This window comes from Helicobacter pylori (assembly GCF_003637665.1).
Taxonomy (GTDB): Bacteria; Campylobacterota; Campylobacteria; order Campylobacterales; family Helicobacteraceae; genus Helicobacter; species Helicobacter pylori_CK.
Genome location: NZ_MVWR01000012.1, coordinates 18,747 through 36,816, shown reverse-complemented (window position 1 = coordinate 36,816; position 18,070 = coordinate 18,747). Strand labels below are relative to the sequence as shown.

Annotated in this window: 14 protein-coding genes; 5 read left to right on the top strand and 9 right to left on the bottom strand. The window is 39.5% G+C overall.

Annotation, left to right across the window (positions count from 1 at the left end; translation table 11 throughout):
- Positions 1–664 precede the first annotated feature (664 nt).
- From EAL49_RS07250 to EAL49_RS07240, 3 genes are all read left to right on the top strand, one after another.
- Positions 665–2,569, top strand: coding sequence for an outer membrane protein (locus EAL49_RS07250; protein WP_120829630.1), 1,905 nt, complete (start codon positions 665–667; stop codon positions 2,567–2,569).
- A gap of 453 nt (positions 2,570–3,022) precedes the next feature.
- Entirely contained in the window at positions 3,023–4,330 is a 1,308-nt protein-coding gene (locus tag EAL49_RS07245) for an NCS2 family permease (RefSeq protein ID WP_120829629.1), read from the top strand.
- 129 nt (positions 4,331–4,459) lie between these two features.
- Complete coding sequence (locus tag EAL49_RS07240; RefSeq protein ID WP_021435599.1) at positions 4,460–5,683, top strand: sugar MFS transporter; 1,224 nt, start codon at positions 4,460–4,462, stop codon at positions 5,681–5,683.
- A 253-nt stretch (positions 5,684–5,936) separates the two neighbouring features.
- On the opposite strand, the gene EAL49_RS07235 is transcribed toward EAL49_RS07240, so the two are convergent.
- The 5 genes from EAL49_RS07235 to EAL49_RS07215 all read right to left on the bottom strand — a co-directional run bounded on the left by EAL49_RS07235 (position 5,937) and on the right by EAL49_RS07215 (position 9,566).
- Positions 5,937–6,488, bottom strand: a complete 552-nt coding sequence (locus tag EAL49_RS07235; RefSeq protein WP_120829628.1) for a hypothetical protein — start codon at positions 6,486–6,488, stop codon at positions 5,937–5,939.
- 121 nt (positions 6,489–6,609) lie between these two features.
- Complete coding sequence (locus EAL49_RS07230; protein WP_120829639.1) at positions 6,610–7,443, bottom strand: transporter substrate-binding domain-containing protein; 834 nt, start codon at positions 7,441–7,443, stop codon at positions 6,610–6,612.
- 48 nt (positions 7,444–7,491) lie between these two features.
- Complete coding sequence (locus EAL49_RS07225) at positions 7,492–8,238, bottom strand: amino acid ABC transporter ATP-binding protein (RefSeq protein ID WP_120829627.1); 747 nt, start codon at positions 8,236–8,238, stop codon at positions 7,492–7,494.
- 1 nt (position 8,239) lies between these two features.
- A complete protein-coding gene (locus EAL49_RS07220) occupies positions 8,240–8,911 on the bottom strand; it encodes an amino acid ABC transporter permease (RefSeq protein ID WP_120829626.1) in 672 nt (223 codons plus the stop codon).
- A 1-nt stretch (position 8,912) separates the two neighbouring features.
- On the bottom strand, positions 8,913–9,566 hold the full coding sequence (locus EAL49_RS07215; protein WP_120829625.1) for an amino acid ABC transporter permease: 654 nt from the start codon (positions 9,564–9,566) through the stop codon (positions 8,913–8,915).
- 177 nt (positions 9,567–9,743) lie between these two features.
- Here EAL49_RS07215 and EAL49_RS07210 point away from each other — a divergent pair, with 177 nt between their 5' ends.
- Positions 9,744–11,837, top strand: a complete 2,094-nt coding sequence (locus tag EAL49_RS07210) for a carbon starvation CstA family protein (protein WP_205586100.1) — start codon at positions 9,744–9,746, stop codon at positions 11,835–11,837.
- Between the two features lie 414 nt (positions 11,838–12,251).
- Here the strand turns inward: EAL49_RS07210 and hofH are convergent, their stop codons facing one another.
- Together hofH and pgi are read right to left on the bottom strand one after the other, a co-directional pair.
- The gene (hofH, locus tag EAL49_RS07200) at positions 12,252–13,667 is read right to left on the bottom strand and encodes an outer membrane beta-barrel protein HofH (protein WP_120829623.1); all 1,416 of its coding nucleotides are present in this window, start codon (positions 13,665–13,667) and stop codon (positions 12,252–12,254) included.
- Positions 13,668–13,945: 278 nt separating this feature from the next.
- A complete protein-coding gene (gene pgi, locus EAL49_RS07195) occupies positions 13,946–15,583 on the bottom strand; it encodes a glucose-6-phosphate isomerase (protein WP_120829622.1) in 1,638 nt (545 codons plus the stop codon).
- 63 nt (positions 15,584–15,646) lie between these two features.
- Here pgi and EAL49_RS07190 point away from each other — a divergent pair, with 63 nt between their 5' ends.
- Positions 15,647–16,807 carry an HP1165 family MFS efflux transporter gene (locus EAL49_RS07190; protein ID WP_120829621.1) on the top strand — a complete coding sequence of 387 codons (1,161 nt, stop codon included), beginning with the start codon at positions 15,647–15,649 and terminating at the stop codon, positions 16,805–16,807.
- Between the two features lie 6 nt (positions 16,808–16,813).
- On the opposite strand, the gene EAL49_RS07185 is transcribed toward EAL49_RS07190, so the two are convergent.
- A complete protein-coding gene (locus EAL49_RS07185; RefSeq protein WP_120829620.1) occupies positions 16,814–17,788 on the bottom strand; it encodes an NAD(P)-binding domain-containing protein in 975 nt (324 codons plus the stop codon).
- A gap of 24 nt (positions 17,789–17,812) precedes the next feature.
- Complete coding sequence (ccoS, locus tag EAL49_RS07180) at positions 17,813–18,004, bottom strand: cbb3-type cytochrome oxidase assembly protein CcoS (RefSeq protein WP_001090949.1); 192 nt, start codon at positions 18,002–18,004, stop codon at positions 17,813–17,815.
- Positions 18,005–18,070: the final 66 nt, after the last annotated feature.

Sequence of the window (18,070 nt, the reverse complement as noted above, 5' to 3'; positions counted from 1 at the left end):
ATTTTTGAACCTTTTTAATTTTATTGGCGTTTCCTAAGTCCATTATATCATATCCACCTTTATAATTTCATTAGCGTTTATTTTCTATTTTTTAAGAAATAAGCTTTTGATTTTCTTTTATAAAAAAATCTATCGTTTTTGGCGGAGTTTTTTAAAATCTAGTATTCCGAGCAAAGAGTGCTAAAAAGAATATTGGGGCTAATTTAAAGAGTTTTATAACCCCATAAGTTAAGGATAAAATTTAAAGGAAAACCCTTAAAGCTAAAAGCCTTAAGGGAACTTTTGAAAAACAAAAGCTATCGTTTTACAGAAACTTCGTTTGACAAAACTACCGCTTCAATAAAACAACAACTTTACACCCCAAAAACGAAATTTCAAGGTATAATGTTTTCCAAGAGTTTTTGCCATGTTTGGTAGCCATGACAAACTCCTTTTATGGATTTATCCCCATAATCCGACTTATGGGGGTGTTTATTTTACAACAATCTTTCTAAAACCAAATCCCAATTAAATCAAAAACACTCTTACAAGCTTGATTGAACGCATCAAAACACCCTAAAACTTTTTTTGAAATCCAATAAATTTATGATAAAATTAAACGCATTGTAAATAAATTCTCATTTTGATACATTTTGCAATAAAACATTACTTTAAGGAACATTTTATGAAAAAAACGAAAAAAACAATTTTGCTTTCTCTAACTCTTGCGTCATCATTGCTCCATGCTGAAGACAACGGCGTTTTTTTAAGCGTGGGTTATCAAATCGGTGAAGCGGTTCAAAAAGTGAAAAACGCTGACAAGGTGCAAAAACTTTCAGACGCTTATGAAAACTTGAACAAGCTTTTGGCTAATCATGGCCATTCCAATCCAGAATCGATTAACGCAAACAGCGCCACAGCGATCAATCAAGCGATTGGTAATTTAAACGCAAACACGCAAAATTTAATTGATACAACAGACAATTCCCCTGCCTATCAAGCCACGCTTTTAGCGCTAAAATCCACGGTGGGGTTATGGAATAGCATAGCCTATGCAGTCATATGCGGAGGCTATACGGATAAACCCAATCACAACACCACGGAAACTTTTTACAACCAACCAGGACAAGGTTCAAATTCGATCACTTGCGGTAGTAATGGTTTAGGGACTCTTCCAGCGGGCAAAAATTCTCATCTGTCCATTGAACAATTTGCAACGCTCAATAAAGCGTATCAAATCATCCAAGCCGCTTTGAAACAAGGTCTCCCTGCTTTAAGCGATACAAAAAAAACGGTGGAAGTAACCATTAAAACAGCAACCAACGCTCAAAACATTAATGTCAATAATAACAATAATAATGCTGCTGATGCTACAATTGAAACAAAGAATACTTATATTAACGATGCGCAAAATCTTTTGACCCAAGCGCAAACCATCATCAACACCCTTCAAGACAATTGCCCGATGTTGAAAGGGAAATCTTCTAGTAGTAATGGTGGAACTAATGGTGCAAACACCCCTTCATGGCAAACAAGCGCTAACCAAAATTCGTGCAGTGTTTTTGGCACGGAATTTAGTGCTATTTCAGACATGATTAGTAACGCTCAAAACATCGTTCAAGAAACCCAACAGCTTAATACTACCCCACTAAAAAGCATCGCGCAACCCCATGATTTCAACCTCAACTCCCCTAATAGTATCGCTTTGGCTCAAAGCATGCTCAAAAACGCTCAATCTCAAGCAACGGTTTTAAAACTGGCCAATCAAGTGGGGAGCGATTTCAATAGAATTTCTACAGGAGTTCTTAAAAATTATATAGAAGAATGCAGCGCAAGCGCTTCAAATGAAAGCGTTTCTAATGACACTTGGGGGAAAGGTTGCGCGGGCGTGAAACAAACTCTAACTTCGCTAGAAAGTAGCAACGCTTCTTTTTCTAGCCAAACGCCTCAAATCAATCAAGCGCAAACCCTAGCTAACACCCTTATTCAAGAACTCGGTCATAACCCTTTCAAACGAGTGGGCATCATTAGCTCTCAAACCAATAACGGGGCGATGAACGGCCTTGGGGTGCAAGCGGGCTATAAGCAATTTTTTGGAGAAAAGAAAAGATGGGGGTTAAGGTATTATGGTTTCTTTGATTACAACCACGCCTATATCAAATCCAATTTCTTCAACTCGGCTTCTGATGTATGGACTTATGGGGTGGGTAGCGATTTATTGTTTAATTTCATCAATGATAAAAACACCAACTTTTTAGGTAAAAACAACAAGATTTCTTTTGGGCTTTTTGGAGGCATCGCGCTAGCAGGGACTTCATGGCTTAATTCTCAATTTGTGAATTTAAAAACCATCAGCAATGTCTATAGCGCTAAAGTGAATACGGCTAATTTCCAATTTTTATTCAATTTGGGCTTGAGAACCAATCTCGCTAGACCTAAGAAAAAAGATAGTCATCATGCGGCTCAACATGGCATGGAATTGGGCGTGAAAATCCCTACCATTAACACGAACTACTATTCTTTCCTAGACACTAAACTAGAATACCGAAGGCTTTATAGCGTGTATCTCAATTATGTGTTTGCTTATTAAAAACCCTCTTTTTAAAAAAGGGGGGGGTTAAACTTCTCAAAAATCTCTCAAGCTAAAAATTTTTAAAAAACGATGATTAAACCCTAAAAAAGAAACTTTAAGGTATAATGTGTTTGCCATTTTCAGTTTTCCATGGCAAACTCCTTTTTAGAATTTATCCCCATAATCGCACTTATGGGGGCGTTTGTTTTACAACAATCTTTCCACATTTAAAAAACGCTCCCTCAAAAACCATTAAAGAGTGGAATTACCTTACAAGATGAGCTTTTTTGCGGTTTTTATTAAAAAATTTTTTAGCGGAGTTTTTCTAAAAAAAGGGTTTTTTTACTCACTTCTCTTGATTTAAACAACACAATCAAGCGTCTTAAGGCAATTTAAAATAAAATAGTGGTAGCATAGCTCTAAAGCCCCTTATTAAATTAATCTATACCAAATAGTAAGGAGTTATCTAACATGGGGTTTTTCAAGCTTAAAGAGCACAACACTAACATTGCCACCGAGTTTAGAGCGGGTTTAACGACCTTTATCACCATGATTTACATCGTGCCCTTAAACGCTCTTATCCTTTCTCACGCCAACATGCCTTATGAAGCCCTTTTAAGCGCAACGGCCATTATCACTATCTTATCGAGCGTGTTTAACGGGTTATGGGCAAACACCCCCATAGCCATGAGCGTGGGCTTAGGGTTGTCAGCTTATTTTAGCTTTGGATTGGTTCAGGGGCTAAAACTCCCTTGGCAGAGCGCTTTAGGCATCGTAGCGCTCTCGGGAGCGATTTTTGTGATTTTGTCTTTCACTAAATTTAGAAGTTGGGTCATGCGAAGCATTCCTAGCGATTTAAGGCGTGCGGTGAGCGCGGGGATAGGGGCTTTTATCGCGTTTATTGGCCTTAAAGAAATGCATATCGTCGTTACCCATAAGGCTACGCTTGTAACCTTAGGCGATTTTGGCGATCCGCATGTGTTATTGGGGGTTGTGGGGATCATTCTAACTTTTGCGCTCTACACACTCAAAATCAGGGGTTCTTTTATCATAGCGGTCTTAATCACTTCCATTCTCGCATGGGTTTTAAAGCTGGCTCCTTACCCTAGCGAATTTTTTTCCATGCCCGCTAGCATTAGCCCTATCGCCTTTCAATTAGATTTTAAGGGCATTTTTTTTGATGCGAGCGGGGCTTTCACTTTAGCGTTAGTGCCAGTCATCATCACTTTTTTTGTAACCGATTTGTTTGATTCCTTAGGCACGCTTGCAGGGATTGGCCACAAGACTGATTTTTTCAATGATGAAGAAAAAAACAAGGAATTAGAAAGGACTTTAGAAGCGGATGCGGTGGCTTCTTTAGGGAGTGCGGTGGTGGGCGTTTCTACCACGACGGCTTTTATAGAAAGTGCAAGCGGGGTTGAAGAGGGCGGGCGCACAGGGCTTACGGCGGTTTTTACCGGGCTATTTTTTGTTTTAACGCTCTTTTGCTTACCCCTTTTGAAAGCCATTCCTGGCAATGCGATTTATCCGGTGCTAGTGATAGTGGGGGTTTTGATGTTTAGCGTGCTAGAGGGGGTGAATTTTAAGGACATGGCCATTAGCGTTTCCACTTTTTTAACCGTGGTGATGATGCCTTTAACTTTTTCCATTACTGACGGCTTGGCCTTTGGCTTTTTATCTTATGGTATCATCAAATTAGTTCAAAAAGACTTCAAAGCCATCAATTCCGGCATTATCATTCTCTGCATCATTTCTGTTTCTGTATTTATCTTTCGTTAAGCTCTTTTTAAAGAGCTTGGCATTTTTTACCCATTTTGTGGCTCTTTTCCTTGATTTGAATCGTTTATTATCTCAAAACAATTACAATAGCATTATTATTATTGTATCAATTCAATAAAAGGAAATGGTATGCAAAAAACTTCTAACACTTTGGCGCTGGGGAGTTTAACAGCGTTATTCTTCTTAATGGGTTTTATCACGGTTTTAAACGACATTCTAATCCCGCATTTAAAACCCATTTTTGACTTGACTTATTTTGAAGCTTCTCTCATTCAGTTTTGCTTTTTTGGGGCGTATTTTATCATGGGAGGAGTTTTTGGGAATGTGATCAGTAAAATCGGCTACCCTTTTGGCGTGGTGCTTGGCTTTGTGATCACAGCGAGCGGGTGCGCGTTGTTTTATCCAGCGGCGCATTTTGGCTCTTATGGGTTTTTTTTAGGAGCGTTGTTTGTTTTAGCGAGCGGGATCGTGTGCTTGCAAACCGCCGGTAACCCTTTTGTAACCTTGCTTTCAAAGGGTAAAGAAGCCAGAAACTTGGTTTTAGTCCAGGCGTTCAATTCGCTTGGCACGACTTTAGGGCCTATTTTTGGGAGCTTGTTTATTTTTAGCACGACTAAAATGGGCGATAATTTAAGTTTGGTGGATAAATTAGCGGACGCTAAAAGCGTTCAAATGCCTTACTTGGGCTTGGCGGCGTTTTCGCTCCTTTTAGCGCTCATCATGTATCTTTTGAAATTGCCTGATGTGGAAAAAGAAATGCCCAAAGAAACGACGCAAAAAAGCTTGTTTTCGCACAAACACTTTGTTTTTGGGGCTTTAGGGATCTTTTTCTATGTGGGAGGCGAGGTTGCGATTGGCTCATTCTTGGTGTTGAGCTTTGAAAAGCTTTTGAATTTAGACCATCAAGCGAGCGCGCATTACTTGGTGTATTATTGGGGAGGCGCGATGGTAGGGCGTTTCTTAGGCAGTGCGTTGATGAATAAAATCGCTCCTAACAAATACCTGGCTTTCAACGCTTTAAGCTCTATTGTTCTCATCGCTTTAGCCATTCTCATTGGAGGCAAGATCGCTCTATTCGCTTTGACTTTTGTGGGCTTTTTCAACTCTATCATGTTCCCTACCATCTTTTCTTTAGCCACGCTCAATTTAGGGCATCTCACTTCTAAGGCTTCTGGAGTGATTAGCATGGCGATTGTGGGAGGGGCGTTAATCCCCCCTATTCAAGGCGTGGTTACAGACATGCTAACAGCAACCGAGTCAAATTTGCTCTACGCTTATATCGTGCCGTTGTTGTGCTATTTTTATATCCTTTTCTTTGCTCTTAAAGGGTATAAACAAGAAGAAAACTCCTAAAAAAAGGAGGGGGTTTCTCTTTTATTTTTTGTTTTCCTTTTAGCTTGTTTGTAAAAATTTAAAAATACTAAATTAAATAAGGTTTTATTTGTCAGTATTTGATGAGGACAGAGCTTTTTTAACAACTTGAGACAAAAACACAAACAGGGTTTTTAAAATTTTTAAGATGCAATCACAAACACTGCTAATGAATAAAAAAATCCCCTAATTACAAAAGATTAAGAGATTTTAAGAACGAAGCAAAGAATAAAGACTAGTAAATGGGTTTAGCGTCTTTAAATTTATATTCCGTAAGAAACCCAGTGCCATCAAAATTACCCACCAAAGAGATCTTTGCAATATCACCCACTTGGCAATCGGTTTCTAAAATAAGATAAGGCACTTCATCTTTACCGATTAAAGTGATCACTCGGCCCTTTTTTTCACGACTTTGCTTGGGGAACTCTTTAGAATCAAGGCCTGTGGTATTATCGCCGGTTTGGAGCATTCTAAAAGCATAGCACATGCCATCATTGATTTGAGCGCTATAAATTTTGCCTTTTTTAACTTCTTTTTTAACCCCCGGTTTAACCGCAATGCGTATTTCTGAGTGGATCTCAGCTTCTTGCATTTTGCCCTTATAATCTCGCACCTGAACCTTATGCACGCCATTAGGGTCTCCCTTTTTAAGCAGAGAATCCTCATAGCTGAATTTTTGAATGTCTAAATCCCCATCAACAAAACTCCTAGCATCAAGCTGAACGCTCAAAAGCCCTAGCAACCCAATTACTGAAAATTTCAAACAACGCTTATAAAAACAACTCATCAACAAATCCTTTCAATGTAAAATCAAACAAATATATCTCAAAATTAAAAACAAAAAGATCACAAAACCGCTCATTTAGCAACAAAAACGCACTCTATTAAGAATTCAAAGCCTAAAGAAATCATTCAAAAATAATTTCTTCCGGTTTGATTTCATCGCCATAAACAGGCTCTAAAGTTTCCTTGTAAGCTTCTTTTAAGAAGTCGCTAGAAATGAGGGAATCAATTTCGTTGTTCAACCATTCTAAAAGCTTAGGGTTGCCTTTTTTAATCGCTGGAGCGATCACATCCTTATCGCCAAGGCTTGTAATGCCTAATTTAAACTCAGGGTGTTGTTTCGCCCAAGCGAGCAACAAAGTGTTGTCATGGGCTAGAGCGGTAGCCTTATTATTTAAAAGGGCTAAAAAAGTCTCTGTGTTTTGCTCAAATTTCAAAAGTTTGATATTGGGGTAATTTTTAGTGAAATAAAAATCCGCTGTCGTGCCTTTATTCACAATCAACTCTTTATCCTTCAACTCTTCTATATTTTTAATGACCCCATCTTTAGAAATCACCCCCAAAGCGACTTTCATATACGGCTTAGCGAAATCCACGACTTTTTCTCTTTCTTTAGTGCGCGTGAAATTAGCCATGATAATATCCACTTTATTGGCTTTTAAAAATTCCACCCTAGCTGAAGCTTCTACAGGAATAAACTCAATCTTATTTTCATCGCCCAATAAATCAAGGGCCATGCGTTTAGCAATGACTACATCATAGCCTTGATATTGTCCCTTAGAATCCACAGATCCAAAAGGAGGCTTATCGCTAAAAACCCCCACTTTTAAAACCCCTCTTTGTTTAATAACTTCTAAAGCGTCCTTTTTTTCTTTATGGCTATCAGAGCATGCATTAAAGACTAAAGCGATTAAAACTAAAAATAGCCCCCATACCTTAAAAAGCCCATTCGTTTTCATAAAAACACCTTTTTTTGAAATTAAAATCATCTTTTTAGCAAACTTTATTTAACAGCTCCCTAAAAAATGGAAAGTTTCTAAAAATTTTTGCGCTCTTTGAGATTTCGGGTGGTTAAAAAATTCTTTAGCGCTGTTTTCTTCAGCGATTTTACCGCTATCAAAAAACACGATTTTGCTAGCGATTTTTTGCGCGAATTTCATTTCATGCGTTACAATCACCATGCTCATGCCCGTTGTGGCTAATTCTAAAATCACTTCTAAAACTTCTTTAACCATTTCAGGGTCTAATGAGGCGGTTACTTCATCAAAAAGCATGATTTTTGGCCGCATGCACAAAGAGCGCACGATCGCTACTCGTTGTTTTTGCCCGCCGCTCAATTCTTTAGGGTAAGCTTGTTGTTTATGCTCCAAACCCACTCGTTTTAAAAGCTCTACGGCTTGAGAAATGACCTCATCTTTGGATCGTTTTTGCACTTTCATAGGAGCGAGCAAGATATTATCCAGCACGTTTAAATGCGGGAACAATTCATAATTTTGAAACACCATACCTATTTTTTGGCGCATTTGATTCCAGTTAGTGGCTGGCGTATTAAGGTTAGTGTTTTCAAAAAGGATTTCACCCTCATCAATCTTTTCAAGCCCGTTTAGGCATTTTAAAAAAGTGCTTTTCCCGCACCCGCTAGGCCCTAAAACCACTGCCACTTCACCCTTATTTAAAGTGAAATTGATGCCGTCTAAAACCAAATGGTTTTGATAGGTTTTTTTTAACCCTTTGGTTTCTAAAATCACGCTCATTTTACCCTCTAATGTGTTGGAATTTTTTTTCTAAATAGGAACTATACAGGCTCAAACTATAGCATAAACTAAAATAAAACATTAAGATAACGCCATAAACCACAAAGCTCGCATTGGGCATGCGTAAGAGGTTAAGCTCTATGATTTGCTGGCCCACTTTTAACAAATCAATCGCTCCAATGAGAGAGACTAAAGCCGTGGTTTTAATCATGCGCGTGAATAAATTAAGGCTTGAGGGCAATAAAGACAAAAAGCTTTGGGGGAAAATAACATTAAAAATCACCCTTTTTGAATCCATGCCTAAAGCCAGAGCGCTTTCTACTTGGTGTTTGCTCACGGAAGTTAAAACCCCTCTAGTCAAATCCATCATTTCAGCACCACCCCACAAGCTAAAAACAATAACGCTTGCCAAAACAGCGCTAATATGCAAATCAAACCAGCTCGCTAACCCAAAATACACAATAAAAAGCCATGCTAAAAGCGGGATAATGCGAATGCTTTCTAAATACACACGACACGCCAAAACCATTATTTTAGAACCAAACGCCATCAAACTCCCCAAAAGCATTCCAACAATGATTGAAACAACCGCAGAGCTAAGAGCGATCAAAAGAGTGATCTCAAACCCTTCTAACAAACGCTTAAGGTTGTCTAATTCTAACAAAACTCCCATTTTAAGCCACTTTCTTTTTAAAAAAACGCTCTAAGATCACAAACAAAACGCTTAAAGGGAGTAAAGCGATCAAATAAGTGAGGCTTAACATCAAAAGGCTTTCAGTCGTTTTATAATAAATGCCAATAAAATCTTTCGCCACAAACATGATATCGGTTAGGGCTATCGCGCCCACCACCGAAGTTTCTTTGAGTAAAAAAATCACATTCGCCCCTATAGAAGGCATAGAAACGCTTAAACTTTGAGGCAGAATAATATAATACATCATTTTCAAAGGGCCAAACCCCAAACTCAAAGCACTTTCTCTTTGAATGGAAGCTAAGCTTTTAAACCCAAGCAAAAAACTTTGACTCATATACCCCCCACCCAAAAACCCTAACGCTAAAATCGCACACTCTAAAGCGCTCAAACCGATTTCATTCAACCCGTAATACAAAAAGAAAAGCTGGATGAGTAGGGGCGTGTTCCTAGCGATTTCGCCATAGGTATAGACAATAGGAGAGATGAAGCGCGTTTTAAAATACAAAACGATCGCACACAAAAACCCCACCAAAAGAGAGAGTAAAATCCCAAAAAAAGAAATATAAAGCGTGAGTTCTAACCCCTTAAGAAACATAGGGATGGAGTGAAACATAAAATCCCAATCTAATGCCATAACGCTTACCTTAAAATTGATGGTGCTTAACGCACCACATTAAAAACAGCTCTTATTCACCCCAATTGTTAGAAGTTTGGAAAACCCAAGCCTTTAAGCGGGAAGTTTATGAGCTATTTTGCCACTATTCAAAGAAAATTTGGATTATAATAAAAAAACTGGCTGAAATTAACAACAATGATTAAACAATCATTAAATGGAGAGGACATGCAAAAAAGTTTAGTTTCTTTGGCTTGGGTTTTTGCCGCTATTTTAGGGGCGATCTGTTTAGGGGTGTTAGCCTTACACAAGGGCGAGAGCATTAACACGCTATGGCTTGTAGTAGCGAGCGCTTGCATTTATAGCATAGGCTATCGTTTTTATAGCCATTTTATCGCTTATCGGGTGTTAAAGCTAGACGATAGCAGAGCCACGCCCGCATGTATAAGGAATGACGGAAAGGATTTTGTGCCAACCGATAAAGCGATCACTTTTGGGCATCATTTCGCCGCTATTGCTGGGGCTGGCCCTTTAGTAGGCCCGATACTGGCCGCTCAAATGGGTTACTTGCCCTCTATCTTATGGATTTTGATAGGCTCGGTTTTAGGGGGTTGCGTGCATGATTTTGTGGTGCTTTTTGCTTCCATTAGGCGCGATGGCAAGTCTTTAGGCGAAATGATCAAGCTTGAAATGGGTCAATTTGTAGGCATGATCGCTAGTTTAGGGATTTTAGGGATCATGCTCATTATCATTGCGATTTTAGCGATGGTGGTGGTGAAGGCTTTAGCGCATTCGCCTTGGGGCTTTTTTACGATCGCAATGACTATTCCCATTGCGATTCTTATGGGGCTTTACATGCGGTTTTTCAGGCCGCATAAGATTTTAGAAGTTTCTGTTATCGGCTTTATTTTGTTGATTATAGCGATTTATGCGGGCAAATACATTTCTTTAGATCCTAAATTAGCGTCAATCTTCACCTTTGAAGCCAGCTCTTTAGCGTGGATGATCATGGGTTATGGTTTTGTGGCTTCTATTTTACCGGTATGGTTTTTACTCGCTCCACGAGATTATTTAAGCACTTTTTTAAAAATTGGCGTTATAGGGGTGTTGGTTGTGGCCATTGTTTTTGTCGCTCCGCCTTTACAAATCCCTAAAATCACGCCCTTTGTAGATGGCAGTGGGCCTGTGTTTGCAGGAAGCGTGTTCCCTTTCTTGTTTATCACGGTGGCTTGCGGGACGATTAGCGGCTTTCATGCTTTAATTTCTTCAGGCACGACCCCTAAAATGCTCGCTAAAGAAAGCGACGCCAGGCTAGTGGGCTATGGCTCTATGGTGATGGAGAGCGTTGTGGCTCTTATGGCGTTGGTGTGTGCAGGGATCTTACACCCAGGGCTTTATTTCGCTATCAATTCCCCAGAAGTGAGCATCGGTAAAGATATAGCTGATGCGGCTTCGGTGATTAGCTCATGGGGGTTTAATATCAGCGCTGAAGAAATCCGTGAGATGACCAAAAACATCGGCGAAAGCTCCATTTTGAGCCGCACCGGTGGGGCGCCCACTTTTGCGATCGGTTTAGCGATGATCGTGTATCACATTTTAGGGGATCCAAGCGTGATGGCGTTTTGGTACCATTTTGCGATTTTGTTTGAAGCTTTGTTCATTTTAACCGCTGTGGATGCTGGCACACGAACCGCTCGTTTTATGATCCAAGATTTGCTCGGTAATGTTTATAAGCCTTTGGGTAATCTTAGCTCTTATAAGGCTGGGATTTTTGCCACTCTTTTGTGCGTGGCAGGGTGGGGGTATTTCTTGTATCAAGGCACGATCGATCCTAAAGGGGGGATTTATACGCTATGGCCTTTATTTGGCGTGAGCAACCAGATGTTAGCGGGCATGGCGTTGTTGTTGGTTACGGTGGTGTTGTTTAAAATGGGGCGTTTTAAGGGGGCGATGGTAAGCGCCTTGCCGGCAGTTTTGATTTTAGCAATCACTTTTTATAGCGGTATTTTAAAGGTGATGCCAAAGAGTAATGATAGCGTGCTGAATAACGTTTCGCATGTGGCGCAAATGCAAATCATTAAAGAAAAAATCGCGCTCACTACCGATGAAAAAGCGCTAAAAACGCTCCAAAAATCCTTTTTTAACCATGCGATTGATGCGATTTTGTGCGTGTTTTTCATGCTTGTAGCGCTTTTAGTGCTGATCGTGAGCGTTAGGATTTGCTCAAACGCTTATTTTAAAAATCAAATTTACCCGCCACTAGCTGAAACGCCCTATATCAAAGCCGCTTGAATAAAAAAGGGGTTTTTAGCCCCCTTTAAATCCATAAAAAAAGTTTGACCCTGTTCGTGAAGCACCCAAACACTAAAGATATTTGGGATTTCTGTTTTAGTTTTTAAAAAGCTATCGTTTGCTTTTTAAAAGCTCAATTTTGAAGATGATGAAGATAATGGATATTTTGCTTAATGGGTATGATTTAAAAAAGGGCTTTTGCTTGAAAAGAAATTTTATATATAGAGATTAGAGAAACAGCGTTAAAAAACGCTTATCCTATCATGGGAGACAGCATCAAAATGATGCCTACTATATTTTGTGATCATAGCATCAAAAAGACGCATACCATAATCATAGGGTAGCATCAAAAAGACGCCTACCATAATCATAGGGTAGCATCAAAAAGACGCCTACCATAATCATAGGGTAGCATCAAAATGATGCTACTAGGGCCGTGTATAACGCGCTCCTGTCAGAATAAAGGGCGGGGAAGTCTTTAGGCACAGGCCCGTTTTCACCCGGTTTAAAGCCTTTGTTAGTATGCACGCCATAATACGCAAGATCCACGCTACCGCTCAAGTATTCAGTGAATTTATAACCTAAAGAGATCATCGCTCTCGCTTCCCAAGAGACCACTGAATTGGAGTATTGTGTGGCGAATTTCCATGTGAATTTTTTGGCAAAATGAGTGCCGCCACAAGAAAGGAGAATGGTAGCGGCGTCTCTTTTAAGGGCTGTGCCTGTAAAACCCGCATAGACGCTGTTACTCCCCATGATCACACCGCTTGGATTCCCCATGTTGCCTATCCAACCATTAGCGTTTTGAAAGACTTTATAAAAAGCGATTGAAACATTGTAATTGTTGATGTCAAAGCGTTGGCGGATAATGAGGTTTTGCCCGTTTTGGGTGGCAGGCGTGTCGTATCTATAGACTGGGCTTCCATTGGATTTAACGATCATCCAAGGGTAGTAAATGGGGAAAAACCCTATGATAGCCGTATCAGAGCGAAAGCCTGTGCCGCTAAAATTGGGGTTAGAGTCCCAACCAATCTTGACGCCTGGAGCGTTAAAGATTTGAGGCGAAAGGTAATAAAAGCCTTCTATGAGGAAACGATGAGGTTTATAGGTGAGTTGCACCGCATGCGTGCCATAAAGCACCTTTCGCCCATGGCTGTCATAACCTCCCTTATCGTTTTTGGTGAAGCCTCCGCTATAAGTGGTCCTAGCGGCAAACCAATCCATTAAAAACGAGCCGTAAGCGAACGCCCTCCCAAAAGAGCTAAACCAAGTCAAGCGTGCATGCTTGTATTGCCCAGAGAGTTGGAAGCCTTGTGTTTGCCCGCTTTTATAAGGCATGGTGGAGAGGTAGCGTCCGGCTTTAAATTCAAAATAATTCTTATAGGCATATTCTAAATACGCATCGCTAAAGACATAGTCACGAACATTTTTATTGTGTTTCATGTTTTGTGTTTCAAGGCTATCGGTTTGTAAGATATTCGTATAGCCCCCCATAAACCCATCATAATAACCAAAGAGGTTGTAAGCCACAGAGCCGTCTTCAAACTTCTTTGTGCCGTCATAGAAAATAGACCCTACCATGCCTCCTATTTTGCCTTTTAGAACATGATCTGAAACCTTTTTGGGGAGTAGGTTAAAACCAAGCCCTAAATAACCCGCAATCGTTGCGAATTGCTGCATAGGGTAGATGCCTCTTTCTTTATTGATTTTGTGTTGGTTAAAACCGATAGTGCTAGATTGATTCACAAAGCCATCGAGCTTGGCTTCAAAACCTTGCAAAGAAGAGCTTAAAAATGCTCCAAAGAATAAAACCTGACTTGCCTTTTTCATGCATGCCTCCTAAAATAAGATTAGTAAATGCAAATATTTTTAAAGATAAATCTATTCTTTGATTTTTATTATTCTTAGCTTTGAAGTAATTATAATATGTAAAATAATGCATATGATGAGAAAATCAAGCTTTTAAAAGCTAAAAACGATCAATTTGTGGAAATTTTACTCTCTTTAAATTCAAATAGCTAACACATGGCGCTAAAATCCGTTATTCTTAACGGATCATTGTGGATAGATCCATTAAGAATGAGGTTATATTCTGTCGTAAAACAAACCTATTGGTTATAATTTTTATACAATTCTATTAAATGCTTGGTGGAGCTGTCAAAAAAAGCGTTGCTTTTGTGCCCTTCTAATTCTTGCAAAATCGGCACGGCTAATTCTTTCCCAAGCTCCACGCCCCATTGATCAAAGCTGTTAATATCCCAAATAACCCCTTGCACAAAGACTTTATGCTCATAAAGAGCCACCAACGCCCCAATATTGCTTGGCGAAATTTTTTCTAATAAAAGGATATTAGAGGGGCGGTTGCCAAAAAACACCCTGTGGTGGGCTAAATCTTTGGCTTCATCTTTGTCTAAGCCTTTAGAAAGCAGTTCGCCAAACGCTTCTTCGTAACTTTTGCCTTTCATGAAAGCTTGCGCTTGCGCTAAAACATTGCTGAATAAAATCTCATGATGGCCTTTAGCGTTAGGCTTTTTGTCTAAAGAGGCGATAAAATCAATGGGGATTAAATGCGTGCCTTGATGCAAGAGCTGGAAAAAAGCGTGCTGAGCGTTAATGCCCATATCACCCCAAACAACAGGGCAGGTGTCATAGGGGATTGTTTCGCCTTTTTTACTGATGCGTTTGCCATTACTCTCCATATCCAATTGCTGGATGAATTTAGGGAAATGCCTTAAATACTGATCATAAGGGGCGATCAAGTGGCTTTTGGATTGGAAAAAATTGATATACCACACGCCAATTAATCCCATTAAAACGGGCAAATTGCTTTCAAAAGGGGCGTTTCTAAAATGCTCATCCATTAAATACGCTCCTTTCAAAAGGGCGTTGAAATTTTTCTTCCCTAAATAGATCATAATGGATAAGCCAATGGCTGACCACAAGCTATAACGCCCCCCTACAAAATCCCAAAATTCAAACATGTTATGCTCATCAATGCCAAATTGTTGCACGGCTTCTTTATTGGTGGATACCGCTACAAAGTGTTTAGCGATATGCTTTTCATCGCCGCTTCTTTCTACAAACCATTTTCTAGCGGTTAGGGCGTTGGTTAAGGTTTCTTGAGTGGAAAAAGTCTTAGAAGCCACGATAAAAAGCGTGCTGGCCGGATTGATTTTTTCCAAAACGTCTAAAATCTGTGTGCCATCCACATTAGACACAAAATGCATTTTTAATCTCGGGTGGCCGTAGCGTTTTAAGGCGGTGCAAACCATTAAAGCGCCTAAATCTGACCCCCCAATGCCAATATTGACAATATCAGTGATCACTTGATTGGTATAGCCTAGTCTTTTACCGCTCCTCACGCTATCGCTAAAGGCTCGCATGCGTTTTAAAACGCTCCTAACACTCTTTAACACTTCCATGTTGTCTAGTAAAATTTCAGTGTCATTCAAGCTTCTTAAAGCGGTGTGTAAAACGGCCCTTTTTTCAGTGGTGTTGATCTTTTCGCCCTTAAACATCGCTTCAATCTTTTCTTTTAAAGAGCAGTCGTTCGCTAATTCAAAAAGAAGCTTTAAAGTGGTATCGTTCAGGCGGTTTTTGGAATAATCCAAGCTCAAGCTTTCAAATTGCACGAAATAACGGCTCGCTCGCTCTTTGTCTTTAGAAAACCAATCGCGCATATGCGCCTCTTTGATTTCTTCATAATGTTTGAGTAATTTTGGATAAGTTTTTAATTGGGTTAGCATCAATACCCCTTAATGAAAAGATATAACATTGCATTATAGGCTAGTTTTAATTACAATTTTCAAATGTTAAGGAAAAACATTTTAGCTTACTATGGGGCGAATTTTCTCTTAATCATCGCTCAAAGCTTGCCCCATGCGATTTTAACCCCCTTGTTGCTTTCTAAAGGGCTTAGTTTGAGTGAAATCTTGCTCGTGCAAACCTTTTTTAGCTTTTGCGTGCTGGTGGCTGAATACCCAAGCGGCGTTTTAGCGGATTTGATGAGCCGGAAAAATTTATTCATTGTTTCTAATGTTTTTTTAATCACTAGCTTTTCGTTGGTGCTGTTTTTTGATAGCTTTATTTTCATGCTTTTAGCATGGGGGCTGTATGGTTTGTATAGCGCATGTTCTAGCGGCACGATTGAAGCTTCACTCATCACAGATATTAAAGAAAACAAAAAGGATTTGTCCAAGTTTTTAGCCAAAAACAATCAAATTACTTATTTAGGCATGATTATAGGGAGTTCTTTGGGGTCGTTTTTGTATCTCAAAGTCCATGCGATGCTGTATATTGTGGGGATTTTTTTAATCATGCTTTGTGCGCTAACGATCATCATTTATTTTAAAGAGAAAGAAGGGGATTTTAAAAGCCAAAAAAGTTTGAAACTCCTTAAAGAGCAAGTCAAAGGCAGTCTTAAAGAGCTTAAAGATAACCCCAAGCTTAAAATTTTGTTAGTGGGGCATTTGATCACGCCCATCTTTTTTATGAGCCATTTTCAAATGTGGCAAGCGTATTTTTTAAAACAAGGCGTTAAAGAGCAATACCTTTTTGTGTTTTATATCGCTTTTCAAGTGATTTCCATCCTCATTCATTTTTTAAAAGCTTCAAATTACAGCCAAAAAATCGCCCTGAGTTCGCTTTTGGTGTTGCTTAGCGTTAGCCCCTTATTGCTTAGCAATATCCCTTATTGTTTCATAGGGGTGTATGCACTCATGGTGGCGTTTTTCACTTACATGAGTTATTGCTTAAGCTATCAATTCTCCAAATTCGTTTCTAAAAACAACATTTCATCGCTCTCATCGCTTTTATCAAGCTGTGTGCGCGTAATCTCTGTGTTAGTTCTATTGCTCAGTAGTTTGGAACTGCGTTACTTTTCGCCCCTAACTATCATCACCATGCATTTTGCCTTGACGCTTATCATGCTCTTTTTCTTTTTGTATAAGGCTAAGCCGTTTGATGAGTGAGCGGCTTTAAGAGCGCAACCTTTTAGCGATTTCTTGCGCAACATCATAGCCATGATTGAGTGCGGTAGCGATGCTCGCTCCTGATTTGAATAAAATATCGCCCACGATGAATAAATTAGGGATATTGTTGCTCTCTAAATTTTCTTTCACTACAGGGATATTGGTGCTAGGATCTAATTCTAAGGAACAGCGTTTAAAAAATTCTAAAGGGGTAGAGCCGCCGATCGCATACAGCAAGCGATCAAAACTTTCGCTCGTGTTATCGGTGAAATTAACCTTAATTTGAGCACCATCTTCTTCTAGGCTTTCAATATCCACTCCAAGCTTGCTTTTGAGCGTGTTGTTGTTTAGGACTTCTTGCAAGTTTTTAGCGTTGTCTTCGTTGATGCGGCTGAATTCTTTTTTGCGGTAATTGAGGGTGGTAGGGGTGGTTTTGCACAAAGCAATGGCGTATTCCACCGCTGAGTTGCCTCCGCCGATCACAAGGGTTTTTTCATTTTCCTTACAATCGTTGATGCTAAAAACCACTTGTTTGGAGAGCGCAACAGGGATTTTATAAGCAGTGGGGCGGTTTGGCTGGCCCATTTTCCCGATCGCAACCACCACAAATTTAGCATGATAGGTTGTGTTAGAAGTGGTGGTGATTTTAAAGTATTCGCCTTCTTTTTTCACGCTCTCAATATCGGTTTTATAGCTTGGCGTGATATGATGCTCTTTTAAAAGGTTAGTGAAATTCTCTAAAGTTTCTTCTTTAAAGCTGTCTTTAAAAGGGATATGCCCTCTAAGCTCTACGACTTGCTTTTTATAATCTTTATCAATCCTTTTACCGGCTTTATAAAACTTCTCTAACATGCCTGAATGGCTTTCGGTTTTTTCGCATAAAAGCACTTTTTTAACGCCGGCTATTTCGCATTCTATCGCTGTGGCAATGCCCCCAGGCCCTGCACCCACTATCAACACGTCTAAAATTTCTTGGCTCATTCCTATCCTTTTTATTTTAATTTTTTAATTCTTTTGGCGTTTTTCTTGTAAAATCGCTTCGTTCAAATCGCTCGCGCTGTCATACAACACGCTTTCAAGCATGCGTTTTTCATCGTCAAACTGACCGCTTTTAACCCCCCATAAAAACGCTATTAAGCCTACCAATCCCATAAGCACTGAGACAACTAACATGATGGTTAAAATTTCTGTATTCATCTCTATATCTTTTAGGTTATTAGGATAACGCTGTCATTATACTAAAAGATAGCGTTTAAATCACCA

Bases quoted from the DNA above. Each gene is read 5' to 3' on its own strand.
- EAL49_RS07250 (WP_120829630.1), top strand. From the start codon at position 665: ATGAAAAAAACGAAAAAAACAATTTTGCTTTCTCTAACTCTTGCGTCA.
- EAL49_RS07245 (WP_120829629.1), top strand. From the start codon at position 3,023: ATGGGGTTTTTCAAGCTTAAAGAGCACAACACTAACATTGCCACCGAG.
- EAL49_RS07240 (WP_021435599.1), top strand. From the start codon at position 4,460: ATGCAAAAAACTTCTAACACTTTGGCGCTGGGGAGTTTAACAGCGTTA.
- EAL49_RS07235 (WP_120829628.1), bottom strand. From the start codon at position 6,488: ATGAGTTGTTTTTATAAGCGTTGTTTGAAATTTTCAGTAATTGGGTTG.
- EAL49_RS07230 (WP_120829639.1), bottom strand. From the start codon at position 7,443: ATGAAAACGAATGGGCTTTTTAAGGTATGGGGGCTATTTTTAGTTTTA.
- EAL49_RS07225 (WP_120829627.1), bottom strand. From the start codon at position 8,238: ATGAGCGTGATTTTAGAAACCAAAGGGTTAAAAAAAACCTATCAAAAC.
- EAL49_RS07220 (WP_120829626.1), bottom strand. From the start codon at position 8,911: ATGGGAGTTTTGTTAGAATTAGACAACCTTAAGCGTTTGTTAGAAGGG.
- EAL49_RS07215 (WP_120829625.1), bottom strand. From the start codon at position 9,566: ATGGCATTAGATTGGGATTTTATGTTTCACTCCATCCCTATGTTTCTT.
- EAL49_RS07210 (WP_205586100.1), top strand. From the start codon at position 9,744: ATGATTAAACAATCATTAAATGGAGAGGACATGCAAAAAAGTTTAGTT.
- hofH (WP_120829623.1), bottom strand. From the start codon at position 13,667: ATGAAAAAGGCAAGTCAGGTTTTATTCTTTGGAGCATTTTTAAGCTCT.
- pgi (WP_120829622.1), bottom strand. From the start codon at position 15,583: ATGCTAACCCAATTAAAAACTTATCCAAAATTACTCAAACATTATGAA.
- EAL49_RS07190 (WP_120829621.1), top strand. From the start codon at position 15,647: ATGTTAAGGAAAAACATTTTAGCTTACTATGGGGCGAATTTTCTCTTA.
- EAL49_RS07185 (WP_120829620.1), bottom strand. From the start codon at position 17,788: ATGAGCCAAGAAATTTTAGACGTGTTGATAGTGGGTGCAGGGCCTGGG.
- ccoS (WP_001090949.1), bottom strand. From the start codon at position 18,004: ATGAATACAGAAATTTTAACCATCATGTTAGTTGTCTCAGTGCTTATG.